We start from the raw sequence: 22,041 nt of genomic DNA on the forward strand, positions 1-22,041 counted from the left end.
GTTGCAAAAATTGCTTATTATTAAGAGGATTGTTAAGGTGGCTACTTTTTAAAACAAGGTAGATAAATGAGTGAGTTGAAAATTGGTCGATTGGGTCCTTTTCCCAAGGTCAATAAGCCGGTATTTATAGCCTCAGTTGTATTGATTGTCGGGTTTATCATTTTTGGGGCTCTATTTCCAAAAGTGGCCAATACCGTATTTACACAAGCCCAAAGCTTTATTACCCACAGATTTGGTTGGTTTTTTATTGTGGTCATGAATGCCGCAGTGGTGATGTGTCTGTATTTAATTTTTAGTAAATATGGCGACATTCGTCTGGGGCATCAGACCGAAGCCCCGCAGTATAGTTTGCCATCTTGGATTGGCATGTTGTTCTCGGCAGGCATCGGTATTGGTATCATGTACTGGGGTACTGCTGAGCCAGTGTACCATTTTATGGCACCACCTTTGGGCGAAAAAGAGACCGTGGAAGCCGCCAAACAGGCGATGAACATCTCATTTTTGCATTATGGTATTCATGCTTGGGCAATTTACGCGTTTGTGGCGCTGTCTTTGGCCTATTTTCATTTTCGCCGTGGTTTACCACTGGCCATTCGTTCAGCGCTATACCCTATATTAGGTAAGCGCATTTATGGCGGCTGGGGCCATACGGTAGATACCTTAGCGGTATTTGGTACCATGTTCGGTGTGGTGACAACTTTGGGTCTTGGCGTGTTACAGATTAACTCAGGTCTAGAGGGCCTATTTAATCTGCCCAACAACATCACCATACAGATTGTGTTGATCGGCTTTATTACCTTACTGGCCTGTGGCTCATTAATGCTAGGCTTGGACAAAGGTATCAAGCGGTTAAGCGATCTTAATATCTTTTTGACCTTTGTGCTGTTGGCTTTTGCTTTTATATTGGGCCCCAGTCAGTACATTATGGACAGTTTCGTCGAAAATATTGGTAACTATGTCCAAAACCTAATTCAGTTGGCCTTTTGGAATGAAGCTTACTCTAAGACAGATTGGCAGTCTGCTTGGACCATTTTCTATTGGGCTTGGTGGGTAAGTTGGTCACCTTTTGTTGGTGTCTTTATTGCTCGTATTAGCCGTGGCCGCACCATTCGTGAGTTTTTATTGGGCGTGCTATTTGTGCCAATGGCTATTTTATTCTTCTGGTTCACTACCTTTGGTGGGGTGGCGGTGAATATGGAGCTACTAGGCAACCCAGGCTTTATCGAAGTGGTGCAAAATGATTATGGTAATGCCATCTTTAAACTGATGGAGTTCTACCCCTTTACTCAGGCCACCACCATGCTGATTGTGGTGATGATTGTGCTGTGGTTTGTGACCTCATCAGACTCTGCAAGCTTCGTGATTGATATGTTAACCTCAGGTGGTGATGCCAATCCTCCTAAGATTCAACGTCTATTTTGGGCAGTGGCTCAAGGATTGGTAGCTGCTATTTTGCTGGCAGCGGGTGGATTGGGTGCGTTACAAGCGGCAGCTATTGTGGCAGGCTTTCCATTTGCCGTGGTGATAGTGGTGATGATGTACTCCTTAATGCGAGGTTTGAGCCGTGACCGCTTAATCTTATACCGCGCTCATCAGTGGTTTATTACCGAGGAGTCGGCTGAGCACAATACTGCTGATGAATTCGTTGATGAAGAGCTTTTGAAAGGCCCTCCTAAGATTATCTCAGGCGATTAACAGCGCATAAGTATAGCGTAGCAAAAAAAATAGCCCACAAAACGTGGGCTATTTTTTTGTCTGATACCAAAAAGCTGTCTGATAAAAAAAACAGAAAGCGGGTTAACGCCGATAATCTGCTCTATTTTTGCGCTGAGCCGGTTTGTACATATTTATCGAAGTTCTCAGCATAGTCATCTAAGTTGTCACTGAGCATTTGGCGATACTGCTTGGTATAAAACTCGATAATCTCTTGTTTTTCTTTAGCCAAATCACTGCCTTTAACGAAGCCGATTGAAGCCACAGAAGAGCTATAGCGAGCTGCAGCATACAACAAAGAGGCGCCTACTTGACCTGAGTGTGATTCTGGACCTAATTGGCTGTTGGCCAATTCAATGATGGCATCAGCACGTTTGTAAAAGGCTTCGATGTCTTTTGACAACTCAGGGGTTTGGGTGGTGTTATTGTCGGTCATAATAGATTCAACTTATTTACTTTAAAATTTAGAGCCGTTGTTTATTCTTTATAGCGCTTACTATGAGATATTGGCTAAATATTGGCATCTGCTCTTAGGATTTCGGCTTTATCGGTTTTTTCCCAAGTAAAGGCAGTCTCAGAGCCTGGGCGACCGAAGTGACCATAAGTGGCCGTCTGTTGGTACATAGGCTGTAGCAGATTTAACATGTGGGTAATACCATAAGGGCGCAAGTCAAAGTGGGTGCGGATAAGCTCAATGATCACCTCAGCGCTAACTTTGGCTGTCCCAAAAGTATTGACCGAAATGGAGGTAGGCTCAGCCACACCAATGGCGTAACTGATCTGAACTTCACAGCGCTCAGCCAGACCTGCGGCCACGATATTTTTGGCCACATAACGACCCGCATAAGCCGCACTACGGTCCACTTTTGATGGGTCTTTACCACTAAAGGCACCGCCACCATGACGCGCCATACCGCCGTAAGTGTCTACAATAATTTTACGACCTGTTAGACCGGCGTCGCCTACAGGGCCACCGATGACGAATTTACCGGTGGGGTTAATGTGATAGCGAGTACCGGCATGTAATAAGTCAGCAGGCAACACGTGCTTGATGATGTTTTCCATCACAGCTTCTTGTAAATCAGCTTGTGAGATGTCTGGATCATGCTGAGTCGACAGTACCACTGCGTCAATGGCTGATGGGGTACCGTTGGTGTATTTTAAAGTGACCTGAGCTTTGGCATCTGGACGCAGCCATTTTAGCTCACCTGAGCGGCGCAGCTCTGATTGACGCTCCATCAAGCGGTGTGCAAATTCGATAGGCGCTGGCATTAATACTTCAGTTTCGTTACTGGCATAACCAAACATTAAGCCCTGATCGCCTGCACCTTGGTCTTCTGGATTCATGCGGTCAACGCCCTGAGCGATTTCAGGAGACTGTTTGCCAATCATGTTTATAACGGCACAGGTTTCACCATCAAAGCCTAGGTCTGAATGGTTGTAACCGATACTGTTGACCGTATCACGGACGATACGCTCGATATCGATATTGGCGGTGGTTGAGATTTCGCCCGCTAAAACCACTGCCCCCGTTTTTACTAAGGTTTCACAGGCCACACGGGCGTGTAAATCTTCACGCATAATAGCATCAAGCAACGCATCTGATATTTGATCTGCCATTTTATCTGGATGGCCTTCACTTACAGATTCTGAGGTAAAAAGTTGATAGTCATGCATAATGAGGGAGTCACTTATAGTCAGGGCTTGTGTTCAGGAACTTGCGATTTTCATCCGATAGAGTTTTAAAAAACATACGACAGAGCTTTAAAAAAGGCCAAGACGATAATCGATAAAATCTGACAAGACAAACGTAGAATTTAAAATAGCATATTTTACCTTGAAGTTGGCCAAAACTCTAGTGACTTGGCCACTATTCATCGGTCGAAAACGGCTTAGTTAGTTTTAGCATAAGTCAAAGCACAAAAATGAGCCCAAAAACATCACATCTCAGCAAATAGTTGTTTGTCTTTGAACATACACTCTGTATAAACAGGGCAAGCGCCGCATTTTGGAGTGCGTGCTTGACAGGTGTAACGGCCGTGCAAAATCAAATAATGATGGGCATCGAGTATAAAATCATCAGGGACACGTTCAATCAGCTTATGTTCGACTGCCAGAACCGTTTTGCCAGTGGCAAGTCCTGTGCGATTGCTGACTCGAAAGATATGGGTATCGACTGCCATTGTGGGCTGGCCGAAGGCGGTATTTAATACCACGTTGGCGGTTTTTCGGCCGACACCTGCCAGCGCCTCTAAGTCTTTGCGGTTATCAGGCACCACGCTGTTGTGTTTATCGACTAAGTCTTTACAGGCCTTAATCACATTTTTGGCTTTTGAATTATACAGGCCAATGGTTTTGATGTACTGTTTCAAGCCCTCTTCACCCAGCGCATAGATTGCCTCGGGGGTATTGGCCACTGCAAACAGCTTGCGGGTGGCAATATTGACACTGACATCGGTAGCTTGCGCCGATAAGATAACCGCGATAAGCAGCTCAAAGTTACTGCTGTATTCAAGCTCTGTGACCGGCTCATCGATGGCTGCGGCCAATTTCTCAAAAAAAGGGCGTACATCGCGATTGGGTAGGCGTCTTGATGGTGGGGTATCGGCTGTTTTGTGTTTAACCACTTTACTCATAACTCTACACTCATAAAATAGCTTGGCAATTAACCGGCAATAAGCATCAACTGCTGTTTGAGCGCATCAAGCTCAGCTTGCTTGGTAGCATTGGCACGCACGCTAAGCTGCTTTTCAAGCTTTTTGATTTTGGTGCGTAGTTTGGCTGCAGCAATGGTGGCTTTGGCCTGATCTTCGTCAATGTCGAGGCTTTGATGCGAGGCATTACCAATCATGGTCTCTACCATACTAGTCACCGGCTTGGCATGGGTATTGTCTGTCATCTGCTGCGCCACACGGTTTAGGTGAGTGTGATAGCGTTGTCTTAAATGCGCCTGCTCTTTGGCTCTATACTCCGGCGTTTCAAGCGCTATATCACGTGGCAGCTCCACCAGGTCAATACAGTCAACTGGACAGGGCGCTAGGCACAGCTCGCAGCCTGTACATAGGTCGGTAAAGATGGTGTGCATGTGCTTGCCGGTGCCAATGATGGCATCCACTGGGCATGCCGGAATACACTTGGTACAGCCGATGCAGTCATCTTCACGGATAATGGCACGCACTTCAGTAGGGCGGCCGGTATGAGCATCCACAGGCCATTGTGACTGACGCACAGGCAGCGACTCACGGCCTAAAATATCAGCTATATCATTACTGACAGGCTGACCGCCGGGTACACACTTATTATGCGCTTCATCATCAACCACTATGGCCACTGCATAAGGCAGGCAGCCGTCAGGATGATCACACAGCCCGCACTGAGTCTGAGGTAAGATGGCATCTACAGCAGCAATGCGCTCACGCTGTTGTGCAGGCAGGCTCTCAAGCCCTAAGCGATTAAATAAGATGGGAAGGGCGTTTAATCGATCAGTGCTCACAAGTACCTCAAAATAAGTTGAATAAAATGAAAACAGGCCGTTTACGCCGCCAACACTTTGGCCAAACTGCTATTGGCCACCTGCATGGCATATTGGCCGATAGGGTAGTTTTGCTGGCGTGCGCTAAGCTGATGGTCAATGGCCAATAACACAGTGGCAAGGTTGGCAAACGTATCATACGTCTGCTCCTGTTTTTTAGGGTGCTTATTATCATCAATATATAAGCTTTCATCAAGCTGTAGTCGCAAGCGGTTAATCATATTGGCCGCATCGCTTAATGCCAAAAATTGTAGCGCACCGGCGAGTTGTTTGAGCGTCGCTGGGATCTGTTGTAGTAAGCTTTGAGGCTGCACAGATGCATCGGTATTAGAGGCGTATAAACTATCAAGATACTCACCAATTGCTTGCTCAAGCTGGCGAATAACACGGCGGCTTTGCTTAATGAGCTGTTGATAGGCGGTATCTAGCTGATAAATTGAAATATTAGCATTATTAATGCGTTGCATGGCGGCACCAGGGATATGTGCTTTGGATAAGCCTATAGCAGCATTCTCGGCAACCATCAGCTGAGACAGCAATATATCAAGCTGCTCATCATTTGGGAGATGCCATTTACCAATCTCATGAATGCTATTTTGTAAGCTCTGGGCGGCTTTTGGTAAGTTTAACAGCTGGAAGATTGAGGCCAGCTGAGCCAACTTATCTGTCGCGCTATGAAACTTAGGCACGACTGACTGCTCTGAACCCTCAGCAGATAAAGATACATTAATTTGGGCATCGATATCGGCTTTGATGTCATTGATTTGCTGCTGAATCAAAGTATGTATGGTGCCGGTAATTTTTTGATCGGGCCCATGCAAAAACTGCTTAAACTGTTTTAATTGCGAGTCACTTAATTTATTGGCAGTGACTTGCTGTCTTAAGCGGCCGGCAAGCTCACCAGGTTGCAAGCAGGCAAAACTGACAAGCTCAGCGAAGCGGCGATTATCGGTTGGCAAGTCGGTATTAAACTGCTGATCAATAAAGATAAACAGCCGCTTTTGTGCTGGCTGCAGCGGTAATAGTTCTGCCAAATGCTGGGTAGCCACTTGAGCGGCTCGCCAAAATAGGCTGTCTGATTGATCCGCAATAACTGTGCAGGCTTGATGCATGGCGCTAATCTTGTCTGGTTCAGAGTCGGTCAATTTTGAGGTTTTGGCACTCAATACAACCGCAAGGCCTGCGCGATAAGCAGTGGTAAGTAGCTCATGATTGAGCCCTAACTTAGCCACCGGCTGAAAGTTTTGGGCAGGATTGGCTAAGATTATATGTTGATAACCGCTTAGGCCTTCTACACTGACAGCCGTCTCGCTAATTAGGCTGTGTCCTAATAAGCCATTAATTTTATTGATAATAGGCAATAGTAATGAGGGTTCTAGTGTCTCTTGAAGTAGCACAAACTCCACATAACGGGCCTGAATCATAATCGCTTCTAACAGACTTAAAATCAGCGCTTTTTTGCTATTATCACCGTGATCATAAAGGTGCTTAAACCCTGCTGATAATGCGTGTGCCAACTCACTACTGCCATAAAGTGAGATTAACTTAAACACTGAGCCTAACTGCGCCAGCATCGCCGCTGAGTCCAAAAGCAGTGGGGCCTGCGCTTTATCATTATAAAACTCACTTAGATGCTTTTCGCAATTATCTAAGATCATTTGGATTTCTGGGCGCAGCAGATAAAGCGCTGATAAATCAAAGTTTGTGATACTAATGGCTTGTGGTGGCGCTAAGCGCTGTGATGAGGCTGATGAGATCATAGAGGTTACCAAGTAATAAATAAATCCATATAGCTACTTATGGCGCGAGTATGTCCTTATTGCGTGTTTATCACTGTAGTACAAACTTAGCTATCAATCAATCACAGCTTAGCTTACGGCAAGATATAAGTTGTCGGCCAGACTCACATCATACACTAAGGGTCTACTAAATCCTTGCTGCTGCGCCTGAGTGGGGCGGACAAAAGGCTTTTGTAGCAGCACACTTGGCACTTGCGTGTCTTGGGTAACTTGATAAAAACAGCTAACCCCTTGGGTTTGGGACAAATTGGGGTATTTTTTTAATAACTTGGCCACCCACAGGACATGATCGCTTAGAGGGGCTTTGGCGGTAACCAGCTTATCTGCCAAATGCGCAAAGCTTGCGTGCGAACCTGCGCCTTCACTTTGGGTATCTTCATCAATGGCTAAAGCAACTTGGCCACCGGTCATGGCCAGATATACCTCGGCTAAAATCTCCGAGTCGAGTAAGGCGCCATGGAAGGTGCGGTCCATCTTACCCACATTCAAGCGGCGTACCAAGGCATCCAAAGTATTCTTTTGGCCTGGATACTGCTGCTTGGCCAATGCTAAAGAGTCGGTGATTTTTATCTGATCAGCAAAACCCGTCAATCCTACTCGATCAAATTCCATCGATAAGAAGCTGATATCGAACGAAGCGTTGTGCGCGATTATCTCAGCGCCGAGCATAAACTCATATAACGGCTTGGCGATCTGACCAAAGGTAGGTTTGTCTGCCAAAAAAGCTTCACTAATACCATGAACTCGGATAACTTCTTCATCCATACCACGCTCAGGGTTGATATAGACATGCAGTTTCTCGCCGGTAAATTTGCGATCCACCAGCTCAATGATACCCACCTCAACAATGCGATCACCTTTTAGCGCATCTAGTCCGGTGGTCTCGGTATCCATAATCAGCTGGCGACCGCTAAGACCGCGGTTAATAGGCTGCGGTAGTAAGGGCTTAAAATGAGGGTTGGCTCGGCTGGTATCGCCATCAAATGCCACCTCTGGGGTGTTAGCTTCTAGTGGCTCAGCCATTTGCGGCGCCATAGCATCTTGCGGTGCCGCAGTGTCCCTCAAGTCTTGATCAGGTGTGGCTTGCGGCATAGGCTCAGCGTCTAATGCCTTATTGTCAAAGTCTGTAGGGTCTTGGGCAGTATAATAGTCATCATACTCAGCAGGCTCTTGGGTGTCAGCTTGCATCTCATCGAAGCCTAAGGGGTCGTTAAGCAGCCAGTCGGTTTTAGAATTATCAGGAGTCATAGAGGCAGTATTCTTAATATTTTGAGAGAGCGGTGGGAGAGTGTCGGCATCAGTCAAGCCGGTGCTGGGTGTCAGGCTTGGCTTAGGCGTTTGAGTTAGTTTTTTTTTAAGTCCTCTGAGGAGGATAAAATACCACGATTGGCCAGCTCATCCGCCTTTTCGTTGCCTTCATGGCCTGCATGGCCTTTTACCCAGTGCCAGCTGACGTCGCGGCCGCTTTGCAAGCTATCTAAGCGCTGCCACAGTTCTTGGTTTTTAACCGGTTTATTCGCAGCAGTTTTCCAGCCCTTTTTCTTCCAGCCTTGTATCCATAGAGTAATGCCATTTTTCACATAACTTGAGTCGGTCCAAATCTCTAATAGCTGATCCTTTGGGCTTTGTTGTAGCGCAACAATAGCACCCATCAGCTCCATCTGGTTATTGGTGGTGTGTTTTTCGCCGCCAAAATACTCCACTTGCTCTCCGCTGCTGAGCACCAACAATGTACCCCAGCCGCCAGGGCCAGGATTACCCTTACAAGCGCCGTCAGTAAAAGCTATGGTGGTATTGGGTTTGGGATGCAAAACAGACATAAAAGCTCACAGCAGATAAGATTGGCAAAAAAGTAGTCAGCGGCCAATAGGAAAATAATCGTATTAGCCAAAAATCAGGCAGGCGCTGCCCAAATTGTGCCCTTAGTATAACAAAAATAGCGACGCTATTTGAGCTGGCGTAGTTAATATTTGATAAGCGTACCCAGAAGGGCTGTAAGTTTGTTAAAATGGCAATCTGCTTAACGGCTTAGACCCTTTTATTATGATTGGAAATACTATTTTGAAATCACTAAATTTATCCAATATAGCTTCTACCTTACTGCTAACGGGCGCTGCGGTGCTGGCAGGCTGTGACAGTCACGATGCCCCTGAGGGTCAGACCATGGACAGTGCAGAGGATGTAACCTCTGCCGCCTCTATCAAAAAGCATGCCGAGCTGTTTGCAGGCTGTTATACCGTCAGCCATGAAGAGCCAGCTCAAATTAAAGTCAGCGAGCAAGCGGGTAAGCTGGTGATGCAAATGAAAGAGCCCAAATCTGCCAATAGAGTATGGGATGATCCAGAGCCGCTTGAGCCAATGCCCTTAAAGCAGGTAGATAAGTATTTTCCTGTCAAAGCAGAGGACTTAACGGCCATGATAGGTCGTCCGGATAGAGTGCTGGTAATGGCGAATGTCAAGCAGGCCTATGTCAATATTGACCCCTCATTAGACAGTCCGTATTTGGGCTATATCTTGCAAGGTCAAAACACCATTTATAAAGTGGATTGTGATGACACACCAGCGCAAGAAATGCAGTCCAATCCGCATAGCAATATAGCCGGTATGGAAGAGGTGGGCAATATCACCATTAGGCCAGCGGGTAAGGTTGAGTAGCTTGGCCGTTATTTTGTATCTTCGCTATTTTAAATAATGATAAGTTAGGTAGGCAAAGCTAAGCCTTATCGAGCCTATGGCATCGGTGGGGCGGCTTCATGAGTAGGAATTCAGCCATGGGTTTTTTAAATTATTTATTGATGGGCGCTTTGGCCTATGCTGCCGGCTGGGCAATTAGGCTGTATGTCTTAGAAAAAGGGCCAAGACCTAATCAGCCTTATGGGCTCAAACATCCCAAAATTAGACTGTATTTAGCGCTGTTTTTTGCCCTGATGCTGCTGATTTCTGTATTACTGGGGCGATTTGTACTGGGTCATGCCAGCCTTGATGTGCCTTTTGTGGTCGTCAACAGCCTTGTGGCGACTTTTGTGTTCTCTTTTGGCCTAAGCCCTGATCACATTCGTCACGACCTGCCAGAGTAGAAGATAAGCTGCGGGGTCATGACAGCCAGCTTAAGCGTTTTTGTTCATATGTTTTACCCATAAAAAATGGCGCTATTATAGCGCCATTTTTTGTCAGTATTATTGGGCAGAATCTAATGCGGAGCTAATGCGGAACTAATGCTGAACTAATGCTGAACTAAGGCTGAACTAAGGCTGAACTAAGGCTGAACTAAGGCTGAACTAAGGCTGAACCACTTTAGAGTCAGCAGGCTCAGTGGTGGTTTCTACCACAGAGATATAAGCATCGGTGTTGTTGTCGTTGTTTATATCCACTGGGGTTGCTTGTTTTTGTTCCACAACTTTCACAGGCTTTTGCTGCTCAAGCAGGTAAGCTTCTTGGGCGGTGACAATTCTTGGCCCTTTGCTGGCTTCAACAGCATTGACCGCTTTTTGCTTATTGGTCTTATTATCAAGGACATTGACCAGGTTTTGATATTTAGGGGTAGGTACTGCCACCGCACCTAAGTTGGCACCGCCACCTAACACTTGATACAGCTCAATCTGGTTATTTAGACGCTCTTGCTCAAGGTTCAAAATAGACTGCTGAGTGGAGAACAGTGAGCGCTGAGCATCTAGTACCGCTAAGTAGTCATCCACTTGCGCCTTAAAGCGGGCTTCAGAGATATCAAATAAACCTTGATAGTTCTCTTGTAAGCGATATTCTGCTTGAGTTCTGGCATCTAATGTCGCTCGATCTGCGAGTACATCGTTGACCTCTTTAAACGCCGCCTCTACTGTACTTTCGTAATCGGCAACGGCTTGATCACGCTCAATTTGAGCCACTTCATAGTTGGCATCACGCTGACCGGCATCAAATAAAGGCAATCTAATAGAGGGTCCAAACGACCAACTGCCAGCACTGCTCTTAAATAAGTCAGATAAGTCGCTACTTGAGTAGCCTAAGTTGCCTGTCAAACTAATAGAAGGGTAGTAGGCAGCTCGGGCCACATCAATATTAGCGCCCGCCGCTTTTAGATTGTATTCAGCTTGCAAGACATCAGGGCGGTAGCGTAATAAGTCACTTGGCAAGCCTGCGCTTAATACTTGGCTTGAAGTAATCGAAGGAATAGCGGGATCTGGCATCATGTCTTCGCTAATCTGGGTACCCACCAAGAATTTCAAAGCATTTTTGGCTCTTAATACGCCGCTTTGAGCATTTAGTGCAGCAATACGAGCCGTCTCAGCAGAGGCAGCTGCTTGCAGCGAAGGCGCTTTTGAGTCAATGCCAGCTGCCAAGCGGGCTTGCGTAATGCGTAGCGACTCTTCTCGAGTCTGCAATGTACTAATGGCAAGCTCTAGCTGCTTTTGCTGATAGCTTAAATTGACATAGCTTTTGGCAATATTGGCAATCAAGCTGACCTGAGCGGTGTCACGTGCGGCTGTGGTGCTGAGGTAATTTTGCAGCGCTTGGTCTTTTAAGCTTGCCACTTTACCCCAAAAATCAAGCTCATAAGCCGCCATACCTAGGCCTACATTAAAGCTGTCACTAGGGTTACGGTCTCTAGCATTACTTGCCCCGTATGAGTAATCTCCATTCAAACCTAAGTTAGGCGCATCATTACTGTCAGTAATGCGGTACTGAGCTTGGGCTTTCTGAATGGCTAGGACAGCTTGCTTAACATCTTTGTTATTATCCAGACCCATTTGGATAAGCGCTTTTAGCTTAGGATCAGAATAAAAGCTCTGCCAACGTACAGCCGCTAGGCTTGAAGGCACTTGGTTGTTGCCATAAAGCTCATAGTTTTCGCCCGGATTCAAAGGAATATTGGGGCGGGCTACTGTGGGGCTTGTGTCGGCCAGTGGAACACTTTGACAGGCGCTGATTGCGACTGTCAAAGCAGATAGACCAAACAAACGGGACCATTTTTTTCGGGTACGCATAACAGAACCACTCACGCTTCGACTTTTAGAATCAGGAATTAAGGTTACAGAGGTCGTCATTGAGTGTTGTCTCCAAGATTTGCTGGGGTAGAGGCTGCACTTGTGCCATTAGCTGAAAGAGCAGGGGTTGTCGCATGCGGCTGAGCAGCAGCGCCACCTGAGCCATCTTTTGGACCCTCAGGCTTATATTTAAATACAGAGCGTACCCACACATAGAACATAGGAATAAAGAAGATACCTAATAAAGTTGCGGTAATCACACCACCGACCACACTGGTACCAATGGCGTTTTGGCTACCGGCACCTGGACCTGTTGCTAAGTATAAAGGAACCACACCAAAACCGAAAGCCAGTGATGTCATGATAATAGGACGCAGACGTTGTCTTGCTGCTGTCATTACCGCCTCACGTAAGCTGTAGCCTTCCTCTTGGTGCTCTTTAGCAAATTCAATAATCAAGATGGCGTTCTTAGCAGACAGACCTACCACGGTTAATAAACCCACTTGTAGATAGATGTCGTTAGCAAACTGTCTAAACCAAGTTAGCACGACTGCACCCAACACCCCAAGCGGAATAACCAGCAGCACTGCAAATGGGATGGACCAGCTTTCGTACAAAGCGGCCAAACATAAGAACACCACAAGAATAGACAAGGCATATAACATTGGTGCCTGAGCCCCTGATTTTTTCTCTTCAAGTGACATACCAGTCCACTCATAGCCCACACCTGGTGGCAATTGGCTGACCATCTCCTCCATAGCTGCCATGGCTTCACCGGTACTTAAACCTGGTGCAGCGCTGCCTTGGATGTTCATAGAAGGAAAGCTGTTGTAGCGCGTTAAGCTAGGTGAGGCATTTTGCCACTCACTGCTTGAGAAGCCGCCCATAGAAATCATATCACCAGTCTTGTTACGCACATACCACTTGTTAATGTCTTCAGGATTGGTGCGGCTGTCAGCTTCACCTTGAACGAAGACGCGTTTGATACGGCCTCTATCAACGAAGTCGTTGACATAAGATGAGCCCCAAGCTGTAGATAGTAAGCTGTTAATGTCGCTCATAGCCAGACCGTAAGCGGCCGCTTGTTCTTGGTCAATATTAACTTTGAGCTGAGGCGCATCTTCTTGACCATTAGGGCGAACACCAGCGACTTGATCATTTTGTGACGCCATACCCAGCAGTTGGTTACGTGCGGCTAATAAGCCGTCATGACCCACGTTACCCACATCTTGTAGCATTAAGTCAAAACCACTGGCGTTACCTAGCTCAGTAATGGCAGGGGGAACAATGGCATATACTTGAGCTTCATTTAATTGGGTAAAGAAATAGCCCATGGCACGTCCGGCCACAGCTTGGGCACTGTTTTCCTCCCCTTTACGATTCGCCCAGTCGCTTAACCGCACGAAGGCCAGACCCATGTTTTGACCTTGACCGGCAAAACTAAAGCCGGCGACTGTAAACACAGAGGCGACGTTGTCTTTTTCTTGACTGTCGTAATAGCCCCTGACTTTATCCAGTACTTCTTGGGTCTCATCTAACGTTGAGCCTGAGGGCAGCTGTACTAAGGTAATCATAATACCCTGATCTTCTTCGGGTAAAAATGAGCCAGGAATACGTAGGAAAACCACAGCCATAAGGCCAATGATCGCCGCATATCCTATTAAGTATAGCCATTTTAGATTGATACTCTTGCCGATAAAGCGCTCATAGGCTTTACTGGTTTTGTCAAAGCTGCGGTTAAACCAACCAAAGAAACCTTTTTTCTCCTCGCCATGATTTTTTTGACGCTTAAGTAAGGTCACACATAATGCAGGAGTAAATATTAAGGCCACTAGGGCAGACAGCACCATACTGGTGATTAAAGTGATTGAGAACTGACGATAAATAACACCTGTTGAGCCGCCAAAGAAGGCCATAGGTACGAAAACGGCAGATAGAATGAGCGCAATACCAATAACCACTTTACTAATTTCGCGCATGGATTGGAATGTGGCATCTTTGACTGATATCTCAGGGTTTTCTTCTAAAATACGCTCCACGTTCTCCACAACAACAATCGCGTCATCCACCAGTAGACCGATGGACAGTACCATGGCAAACATGGTCAATACGTTGATACTAAAGCCTGCGACATACAGCACACCAAAAGTACCTAACAAAACAACAGGTACTGCAAGCGTTGGGATAATAGTCGCACGCCAGTTTTGTAAGAACAAGAACATCACCACAAATACCAGAGCAATCGCTTCTAGTAAGGTATGAACCACTTGTTCAATAGACAGCTTAACGAATGGGGTGGTGTCATAAGGTACAACGGCAGTTAAGCCTTTAGGGAAGTTGGCTTCAAGCTGCGTCATACGCTCAGCGACAAGCTCACGGGTGGCCAGTGCGTTAGAGCCAGGTGCTAATGAAATACCCAAACCAGCGGCTTCTTTACCATTATATAAGGCATTGACACTGTAGTTTTCACTACCCATCTCGACACGCGCCACATCACCTAAGCGTACTTGTGCGCCTGTGCCATCGGTTTTCACTAATATGTTTGAGAATTCTTCAGCTGTTTTTAGATAGCTTTGTACACTGACGGTGGCGTTAATGACCTGTTTGTCAGTATCGGCTGGGGCTTGACCCAATTGACCGGCAGAGACCTGAGCGTTTTGGGCTCGAATGGCATTGACCACATCTGAGGGTACTAAATTATAGCTACGCAGGCGAGCAGGATCTAACCAGACACGCATTGCATAAGAGGAGCCAAATAAGTTAATGTCACCCACACCTTCCACACGGCTAAGCTGATCAACCACGTTTGAGGCCACATAGTCAGCAATGTCTGATCGATCCATAGAGCCATCTTCAGAGACGAAGGCTTGTACCATTAAGAAGCTGCTAGAGGACTTGTTAACGTTGACCCCTTGACGCTGTACTGTTTCGGGTAGCGAGCTCATGGCCGCTTGTAGCTTGTTTTGTACCTGTACCTGAGCGGTATCTGGATCGGTACCGTTTTCAAAGGTTAAGGTGACTGAGCCTGAACCGGTTGAGGAGGAGCTAGAGGACATATACATCAATCCATCTAGACCTTTCATGCGCTGCTCAATAATCTGCACCACAGAGTCCTCTACGGTCTGTGCGTTAGCACCTGGATAGGTGGCGCTGACCTTAATGGTTGGCGGTGCAATACGCGGGTATTGCTCAATCGGCAAATTAATGACCGAAATAACACCCAATAGCATGACTAAAATTGCAATTACCCATGCAAAAATAGGGCGGTTAATAAAATATCGTGACATGATTTCTTCCTAGTCTGCCTATTTTTGAGTTATTTTGCAGCGTCATCTTCAGGCGACTTTTGCGCTTGAGGGGCTACAGGGCCTTTTGGCATTTCAGATTTGGCGGCGGGGGCTTGCCCTTGGTTAGGTGCGCCACCTGCTTGAGGGGCTGCGCCGCCTTCGCTAGAGGTCGGTACATAAGGCTTACTGACCACCTCTTGTTCAGGCTTAACTTTGGCGCCACCAATGGCCACCACATTATCCCCTGATTGCAGGCCGTCAGTCACAATCCACTGGCCTTGATAAGTGCCTTCGATAGTGACATTACGAACCTGAATCTTATTGTTTTTATCAACAATATACACCTGGGTTTCACCCTTTGGCGTACGCATAATAGCGCTTTGTGGCAATAACACCGCGTTATTAATCAAGCCTTGAATTAATCGGGCTTTTACATACATACCTGGCAGCAGCATGTAGTTATCATTTTTGAAAATAGCACGCAGGGTGACCGCCCCGGTATCTTGCTCAACCTTGGCTTCAGCCAGTGACAATTGACCACGCACCGGATACGTCGATCCATCTTCAAATACCAACTCAACGGTGCTGGTACCAGCTTGTATTGAGCCTTTAGCTTGCTGTTGTTTTAGCTTTAATAGCTCGCTAGAGGACTGGCTGATATCAACATAAATCGGATCGATTTTTGAGACAGTAACCAAAGGATTGGCTTGGTTGGCGTTTACCAAGGCACCAGCGGTGACGCTTGAGCGCTCAGTGACGCCTGAAATGGGCGAGCGTACAATGGTACGGCTGATATCTAATTGACTGCCCGATAACTGAGCCTGCGCTGTGGCTACCGCAGCTTGTGAGCTTGCGATATTGGCTTGGGCTTGTTGTGCCGCCGCCTGAGCACTATTTAGACCTGCTTGTGCTGTTTTTAGCTGAGTCATGGCTTGCTCGTACTGCTGCTCTGAAATAGCTTGCTGAGCAACCAAGGGTTTAAGGCGACGCACATCAGCTTGAGCTTGTTCTAACAATGCTTTTTGTGACTCAATATTGGCCAAAGCATTGTTATAGCTTGCTTTAGCAGTCTCTACATTGGCCTGAGCCTGTTGTACAGCGGCTTGATTGGCGCCGGCGCTAGATTGGTAGTTTTCTGGGCTGATTCTATATAGAGGCTGACCCTTTTGGACCATGCGGCCTTGCGGAAATAAGATTTCATCCACCACCCCAGTAACTTGAGGGCGGATATCGGCAACCTCATAAGCCGCTGTACGACCCGAGAATTCTTGAACTAAAGGAACTGTTTGGAATTGTACAGGAATGACATTGACCACAGCGGGCGGCATTTGCTGCTGAGAAGCGGCAGCATCTGCAGCCTCATCTTTTTTGTCGCAACCGGCAATAAATAAACCAGATACAGCTAAGCTAATAGCAATGAAAAGGTGCGAGTGTTTCATGTAAAAAAACCTTAAATAGTGGGTCATCACAAGCAAATATTTGCTAGCTTGTTACGCTTAAGAATAATGGAAGTTTACAAATTATACGTACTTTAGCAATGATGAGTAAGGCACTTGTTTTAAATTTGTAAATATCCCTTGGCTCAGCCGATATCAAATTAGAATTATGACTGATAATCGTTATGCAGCTATACATAGCTACCTATTTTACCCTCTCATTTGGCAGTTGTTTTTGAGTATAAGCACGCATTACCAAAAACTTTGAGACTTTGATTTTTTGGATAATAAAACCCACCTAAATGCTGTAAAGATAGGTGGGGTGCTTGTTTGGAAGATCGAAAAGAGGTGAAGATAGGTTGACCAATTGGGATATTTAAGCCAATTATGCGGCCTATTATATATTACAAGTGTAAAGTATAACAAACTTTAAATGGTGTTTATGAGCAAATAAAGTTATAACGGGGTTAATAAAGCCAATAAAAAAGCAGCAGCCCATCAGTTACTGGTAGGCTGCTGCTAAACCACGCGGGGATTAAGCGCCGGTTATATTTGCACCGATTATATTTAAGTATAAAATGTCGATGGGTGACGCTAGGCCAAACGTGAGCTGGCAAGCTGAGTTAATTGCCACAGACCTTTGCGGTACTCATTATCGGGCAGCTGCGCTAAGGCTTGTTGGGCTAATCGGGTCTCCTCCAAGGCACGATTACGGCAATACTCTAAGGCGCCAGAGTCTTGTACCAATTTTATCAGGCTGGCGGCATCCTCAACTTTACCGGTCTGAACAGCGATACGCAGCTTATCGTAATCGGCAGCGTTACTTTGTTTTAGGAGACGCAGTGCTACGATGGTGGGTAGTGTGGGCTTACCTTCAGCCAAGTCATCGCCTAGGTTTTTGCCCATAACTTCGCTATCTCCACTATAATCAAGGACATCATCGATAATCTGAAAGGCATTACCAAAATGCTGACCGAAGTCGCTAAAGGGCTGCATAAATTCAGGTTTATCTTGCAAGATAGCCACGCCCGCGGTTGCCATCATAAATAGCCGTGAGGTTTTGCCGTCAATGATGTTCATATAATCTGTTTCGGTGGCTTCAGGATTGTGCTGGTGTTGTAGCTGTAGCACTTCACCCTCAGCGATGTCACAGGTGCCATCTGAGAACAGCTGTAATAAAGGTAAGCTTTGAAAACCCACCAATAAGTTAAAGGCGCGGGCAATAAGATAGTCGCCCACTAAGACCGCAGTAGGATTATCCCAAGTGGCATTGGCAGTAGGGCGGCCACGACGCATGCCTGACTCATCAATCACATCATCATGGACTAAGGTCGCTGTGTGTAACATCTCGGTGATGGCAGCCAAATGCATCGCATCTTTAGACTGCTCATCTTTACACAGTCTTGAGCACAACAAGGTAATCAATGGACGCATGCGTTTACCGCCGGCATTAATCACATGCTGAGAGACATTCATTACCAGCTGTACTTTTGAATTTAAGCTACCAAAGACCTGCTTATCCATAATGGCGAAGTCATCGGCGATAATTTGCTGGATATCGGCATAATCGAGCGTTTCATCTTTAATAGTTTCATCTTTAATAATAGGGGTATCGCTTGAAGAGGGCGTGTTTGGTGTGGTCATATCATTGTCAACTGAAGTCAAAAAGAGGTGAGGCATAAGATAAGGCTAATATAGACAGTTAACTCATATAAAGGCCATTAACCTCTACACGATATAATAAAAGATAATTAGCTCAAGCCAACAGCACGTCACCTACAAATGCGTGATAGTTTATTGTGTTATATACTCAGGGTAAGATGGCCAATTTAAAGCACATGGCTTGCAGCGATCTTAAGTGGCGATATTGTAATATAGTTTTGTGTGCAGTAACGGTAAAATATCGTCTTAAGGTTGTGAGTTTGTCTTATTTACCCTTAATTATCTCAAGATGGCCATTGAAAGTGGCTCTTAAGCCAAAGTCAGTATAAAACAACATCATAACATAGGCTTAAATTGCAATCATCTATTGCAATTTAAGCCATAAATGCGTAGAATTCCGTCTTCATATTCAAAGCTTATGCAGTATTTGCTTTCATGACTCAATAAGGTTTGTGCTTAGTAGGCAGATCTTATAAAGCGTAAAAGTAAAATTGTTGCAAAGCTATTTTCTGTAACTTTCCCTGTCGTGTACGTAAATCAGGCAAAAGCTGAAGCGTTATTACAGACACCTTTTGGTATCTTAATAACCACGGCACACGGGTTAAACGGAGTCATAAGATGTACGCAGTTATTAAAAGTGGTGGTAAACAGCATCGTGTAAACGTTGATGAACTACTAAAAGTTGAGCTACTTAAAGCTGAAAAAGGCGAGACCATTAAAATTGAAGACGTATTAATGGTTGTTGATGGCGATGATTATAAAATTGGTCAGCCAGTTGTTGAAGGCGCAAGCGTTGAAGCTGAAGTAGTAGAGCACGGTCGCGGCAAAAAAATCCGTATCGTTAAGCACAAGCGTCGTAAGCATTATCACAAAGAGCAAGGCCACCGTCAGTGGTACACGCTTCTTAAAATCAAAGCGATTAATGTTTAATAGCTGGTAATCACCTTTACACTTATACAGTCAGTCACGTTAAGTAACATTAATTATTTTACAGTACTTATCGAAGTGCTTTAAGATTAACTGACTTATAGTAATAAAGTTTTATAAATTAGTCTCAGTAAGGAGATTTCTCATGGCACATAAAAAAGCCGCAGGTTCAACTCGTAACGGTCGTGACTCTAACCCAAAAATGCTTGGCGTAAAAGTATTTGGTGGTCAAGATGTTGTGGCAGGTAATATCATCGTTCGTCAACGTGGTACTGAATTCCACGCAGGCGCTGGCGTAGGCATGGGTCGTGACCATACTCTATTCGCTTTAACTGATGGTGTTGTTAAGTTCGACACTAAAGGTAAATTCAACCGTCGTTACGTTTCTGTTCAAGAAGCCTAAATAACGATCGCCTAATTATAAAGGTTTTGCCATTTTGTAGAGCTTCTCTAATTAGGTTGCGAATTTATAGGGTAGTGCTTAGTTCACTACCCACAAAAAAGCTCTGATAGCAATATCAGAGCTTTTTTTATAGTCTAAATTCATCTGATAAATCAAGCGGATAGATCATACCGCATAAAAAATAACCACCAATTAGCACAACCTAAGTTAACAAAAAAGCCTTGTGTGTCATAAAATCGCAGATTGTCCAAAGCAAGTCATAACTGTGTAACAAGCCAGCAGTTTTATTTGCAAATTTCGTCTAGTCAGGTAATAAAAGAAATGGCACACTACCCATCAAGTTATACATCTTCTTGTATATAAGCTATCAATATAATAAAGACGGTGGTGATTTAACGTTGCTACGGTCATTACTTAACCCTTGCTTTAATTTTTGAAGGATAATTTACAACATGCAAAATTCAGTGAATCCTAAAAACAAAACAACAAAAATGATGAAAAATATTATGGGCACCGCGTTATCAGGTGCACTTATCTTTGGCATGCCGATAATCGCAGTGTCACAAGCAGCACAGGCGGCGACAGCAGCGGATAACTTAACTGCAGCCAAGCGTTTAAACGCGCTATTGGCTAATACTAAGAGCATGACGGCAAACTTCACTCAGACCACTAAAGGTGCCAATGGCGGCAAAAGTGGCCTCAGCGCAAAAAATGGTACTTTTTCAGGTAATATGAGTCTGCAACGCCCAAATAAATTCCGCTGGAACATCACCTCACCGTTTGAACAGCAAATCGTGACCGATGGTAGTGCCATGTGGGTATATGATAAGGACTTACAGCAAGCGACCCGTCAAAATGCCGATCAGCAATTGGGTAATACCCCAGCTTTACTGCTATCAGGCGACCCAAGTAAAATTGCCAGCAATTTTAAAATCACTCAGCCTGATGCCAAAAAGAACTATTATGTCCTTTATCCAAAAGCCAGCGGCAGTAACTTTAACAGTCTAGCGGTGAGCTTCAATGGTGGCAAACCCATTATGATGGTACTTAATGACTCTTTGGGCCAAGTGACCTCTATTAAATTTAGCAATGTAAAAGTTAACCCAAGCATTAATAGCAGCCAGTTTAAGTTTACGCCGCCTAAAGGTGTCGACATTATTAATCAGTAAGGGAGTCGAAGAGACTCAGACAGTAGGCTGCTCATAGGTCGTTGGCGTTTCTTACAGTCTGTTATTGATGACCTAATATTTTAAGTCTACTTTTTTAAGTATAATTAAAGTTAAATTTAATAAAACCCGAGCTTAATGCTTGGGTTTTATTGGTTTTGAGTAAAGTGCTTTACATGGGGCGGCGTGGTTTAATATGGTCTGAACATCAATCTAGTCTCAGCATGCTTCACTTCAGAGCGTATAAAGTTTAGATATGATAAACTTAACTTTTGGATACGTATTTTCGCTATGACATAGTGAAGGTTATTCGGTTTAAACAAACTTATTTTTAAATCATTAAGATACAGTAATTAGTGAGGTTTAAAGGGATAAGAGGATAGAGCAATCTGGGTGATTTTAATCCGTTTTTATTTGCTAACCTGCTGTCCACTTATCGCTTGGAGGTGAAGTGACCATGAATTCAAAAGTAAGCTGTGCTCCGCAAAAACGCTCAGAGCAAAAGCGTTCACGTGAGACCAAATGCAAAATCATTAAAGCGGCACTTGCTGAGTTTGCGTCTGCTGGGTTTGAGGGTGTATCAACCCGTGCCATTGCCAGTAGAGCGGGAGTGAATCATACGTTAATCACTCATCACTTCGGCACCAAAGAAGATCTGTGGAAAGCGGCAGCTGCTGCTATATTTGACACTTATCTAAGCGAGTCAGAAAAGTACCGACAAAGCCTTGGCCGTCTTGAGCAAATTGAAGTGGTTCGAGAATTACTCAAGCATTATATTAACTTTAGTGCAGAATTTCCGGACTTTCATCGCTTTATGATTCAAGCCAATCATGGCGACTCTGAGTTATTAAATTGGTTCACTGATGAATATATCAGTCCTTATGCCGACTCTGAGTTAGATCTATTACAGCAGGCTCAAAAATTGGGCTTAATGCCAGAAGGGGATAGCTTGCACGTTCGATACTTATTTATAGGGGCAGTAAATTCTATATTCACCTTTGCCCCACAATTTAGGAGATTATCAGCAACAGACCCTTTTTCTAAGCAAGTAGTAGAGCGCCATGTGGAGTATGTGCTGTCACTATTTTCTGGAAAAAAGTTGTAAATAACGGCGATGCAGCTATTCTACAAGCCTTT

Annotated in this window: 18 protein-coding genes; 7 read left to right on the forward strand and 11 right to left on the reverse strand. The window is 45.1% G+C overall.

What is annotated here, in order from left to right; genetic code table 11:
• Positions 1 to 66: 66 nt before the first annotated feature.
• Positions 67 to 1,695 carry a BCCT family transporter gene (locus MN210_RS04935; RefSeq protein ID WP_110816387.1) on the forward strand — a complete coding sequence of 543 codons (1,629 nt, stop codon included), beginning with the start codon at positions 67 to 69 and terminating at the stop codon, positions 1,693 to 1,695.
• Between the two features lie 121 nt (positions 1,696 to 1,816).
• Here MN210_RS04935 and MN210_RS04940 read toward each other — a convergent pair whose 3' ends face one another.
• From MN210_RS04940 to rnhA, 7 genes are all read right to left on the reverse strand, one after another.
• Positions 1,817 to 2,149 carry a DUF3144 domain-containing protein gene (locus MN210_RS04940; protein ID WP_011960151.1) on the reverse strand — a complete coding sequence of 111 codons (333 nt, stop codon included), beginning with the start codon at positions 2,147 to 2,149 and terminating at the stop codon, positions 1,817 to 1,819.
• 74 nt (positions 2,150 to 2,223) lie between these two features.
• A complete protein-coding gene (metK, locus tag MN210_RS04945; protein WP_201543320.1) occupies positions 2,224 to 3,390 on the reverse strand; it encodes a methionine adenosyltransferase in 1,167 nt (388 codons plus the stop codon).
• 263 nt (positions 3,391 to 3,653) lie between these two features.
• The gene (gene nth, locus MN210_RS04950; protein WP_011960153.1) at positions 3,654 to 4,349 is read right to left on the reverse strand and encodes an endonuclease III; all 696 of its coding nucleotides are present in this window, start codon (positions 4,347 to 4,349) and stop codon (positions 3,654 to 3,656) included.
• A 29-nt stretch (positions 4,350 to 4,378) separates the two neighbouring features.
• The gene (locus MN210_RS04955; protein WP_011960154.1) at positions 4,379 to 5,206 is read right to left on the reverse strand and encodes an RnfABCDGE type electron transport complex subunit B; all 828 of its coding nucleotides are present in this window, start codon (positions 5,204 to 5,206) and stop codon (positions 4,379 to 4,381) included.
• Positions 5,207 to 5,247: 41 nt separating this feature from the next.
• Positions 5,248 to 7,005, reverse strand: a complete 1,758-nt coding sequence (locus MN210_RS04960; RefSeq protein ID WP_338412665.1) for a hypothetical protein — start codon at positions 7,003 to 7,005, stop codon at positions 5,248 to 5,250.
• A gap of 108 nt (positions 7,006 to 7,113) precedes the next feature.
• Positions 7,114 to 8,292, reverse strand: a complete 1,179-nt coding sequence (dnaQ, locus tag MN210_RS04965; RefSeq protein ID WP_425605636.1) for a DNA polymerase III subunit epsilon — start codon at positions 8,290 to 8,292, stop codon at positions 7,114 to 7,116.
• A 95-nt stretch (positions 8,293 to 8,387) separates the two neighbouring features.
• Complete coding sequence (gene rnhA / locus MN210_RS13305; RefSeq protein WP_041773298.1) at positions 8,388 to 8,864, reverse strand: ribonuclease HI; 477 nt, start codon at positions 8,862 to 8,864, stop codon at positions 8,388 to 8,390.
• 241 nt (positions 8,865 to 9,105) lie between these two features.
• Between rnhA and MN210_RS04970 the strand changes: the two genes are divergently transcribed.
• Positions 9,106 to 9,699 (forward strand): hypothetical protein, encoded by a 594-nt coding sequence (locus MN210_RS04970; protein WP_227832358.1) that lies wholly within the window; start codon positions 9,106 to 9,108, stop codon positions 9,697 to 9,699.
• 98 nt (positions 9,700 to 9,797) lie between these two features.
• Positions 9,798 to 10,121 carry a hypothetical protein gene (locus MN210_RS04975; RefSeq protein ID WP_227535524.1) on the forward strand — a complete coding sequence of 108 codons (324 nt, stop codon included), beginning with the start codon at positions 9,798 to 9,800 and terminating at the stop codon, positions 10,119 to 10,121.
• A 201-nt stretch (positions 10,122 to 10,322) separates the two neighbouring features.
• Here the strand turns inward: MN210_RS04975 and MN210_RS04980 are convergent, their stop codons facing one another.
• From MN210_RS04980 to MN210_RS04995, 4 genes are all read right to left on the reverse strand, one after another.
• Complete coding sequence (locus MN210_RS04980) at positions 10,323 to 12,083, reverse strand: efflux transporter outer membrane subunit (protein ID WP_338412666.1); 1,761 nt, start codon at positions 12,081 to 12,083, stop codon at positions 10,323 to 10,325.
• Complete coding sequence (locus MN210_RS04985; protein ID WP_338412667.1) at positions 12,080 to 15,310, reverse strand: efflux RND transporter permease subunit; 3,231 nt, start codon at positions 15,308 to 15,310, stop codon at positions 12,080 to 12,082. Before MN210_RS04985 ends, MN210_RS04980 begins: the two co-directional genes overlap by 4 nt.
• 29 nt (positions 15,311 to 15,339) lie before the next feature.
• Positions 15,340 to 16,749, reverse strand: a complete 1,410-nt coding sequence (locus MN210_RS04990; protein ID WP_011960160.1) for an efflux RND transporter periplasmic adaptor subunit — start codon at positions 16,747 to 16,749, stop codon at positions 15,340 to 15,342.
• A gap of 591 nt (positions 16,750 to 17,340) precedes the next feature.
• On the reverse strand, positions 17,341 to 18,270 hold the full coding sequence (locus tag MN210_RS04995) for a polyprenyl synthetase family protein (protein ID WP_011960161.1): 930 nt from the start codon (positions 18,268 to 18,270) through the stop codon (positions 17,341 to 17,343).
• 756 nt (positions 18,271 to 19,026) lie between these two features.
• On the opposite strand from MN210_RS04995, the gene rplU reads away from it, so the two are divergent.
• The 4 genes from rplU to MN210_RS05015 all read left to right on the forward strand — a co-directional run bounded on the left by rplU (position 19,027) and on the right by MN210_RS05015 (position 22,009).
• Positions 19,027 to 19,338 carry a 50S ribosomal protein L21 gene (gene rplU / locus MN210_RS05000; protein WP_007393805.1) on the forward strand — a complete coding sequence of 104 codons (312 nt, stop codon included), beginning with the start codon at positions 19,027 to 19,029 and terminating at the stop codon, positions 19,336 to 19,338.
• Positions 19,339 to 19,480: 142 nt separating this feature from the next.
• Positions 19,481 to 19,738, forward strand: coding sequence for a 50S ribosomal protein L27 (rpmA, locus tag MN210_RS05005; RefSeq protein WP_011960162.1), 258 nt, complete (start codon positions 19,481 to 19,483; stop codon positions 19,736 to 19,738).
• Between the two features lie 491 nt (positions 19,739 to 20,229).
• Positions 20,230 to 20,907 (forward strand): outer membrane lipoprotein periplasmic chaperone LolA, encoded by a 678-nt coding sequence (lolA, locus tag MN210_RS05010; protein WP_486660071.1) that lies wholly within the window; start codon positions 20,230 to 20,232, stop codon positions 20,905 to 20,907.
• A 454-nt stretch (positions 20,908 to 21,361) separates the two neighbouring features.
• Positions 21,362 to 22,009, forward strand: coding sequence for a TetR/AcrR family transcriptional regulator (locus MN210_RS05015; protein ID WP_241879395.1), 648 nt, complete (start codon positions 21,362 to 21,364; stop codon positions 22,007 to 22,009).
• The last annotated feature ends 32 nt before the right edge of the window (positions 22,010 to 22,041 follow it).

The organism is Psychrobacter raelei, assembly GCF_022631235.3.
Taxonomy (GTDB): Bacteria; Pseudomonadota; Gammaproteobacteria; order Pseudomonadales; family Moraxellaceae; genus Psychrobacter; species Psychrobacter raelei.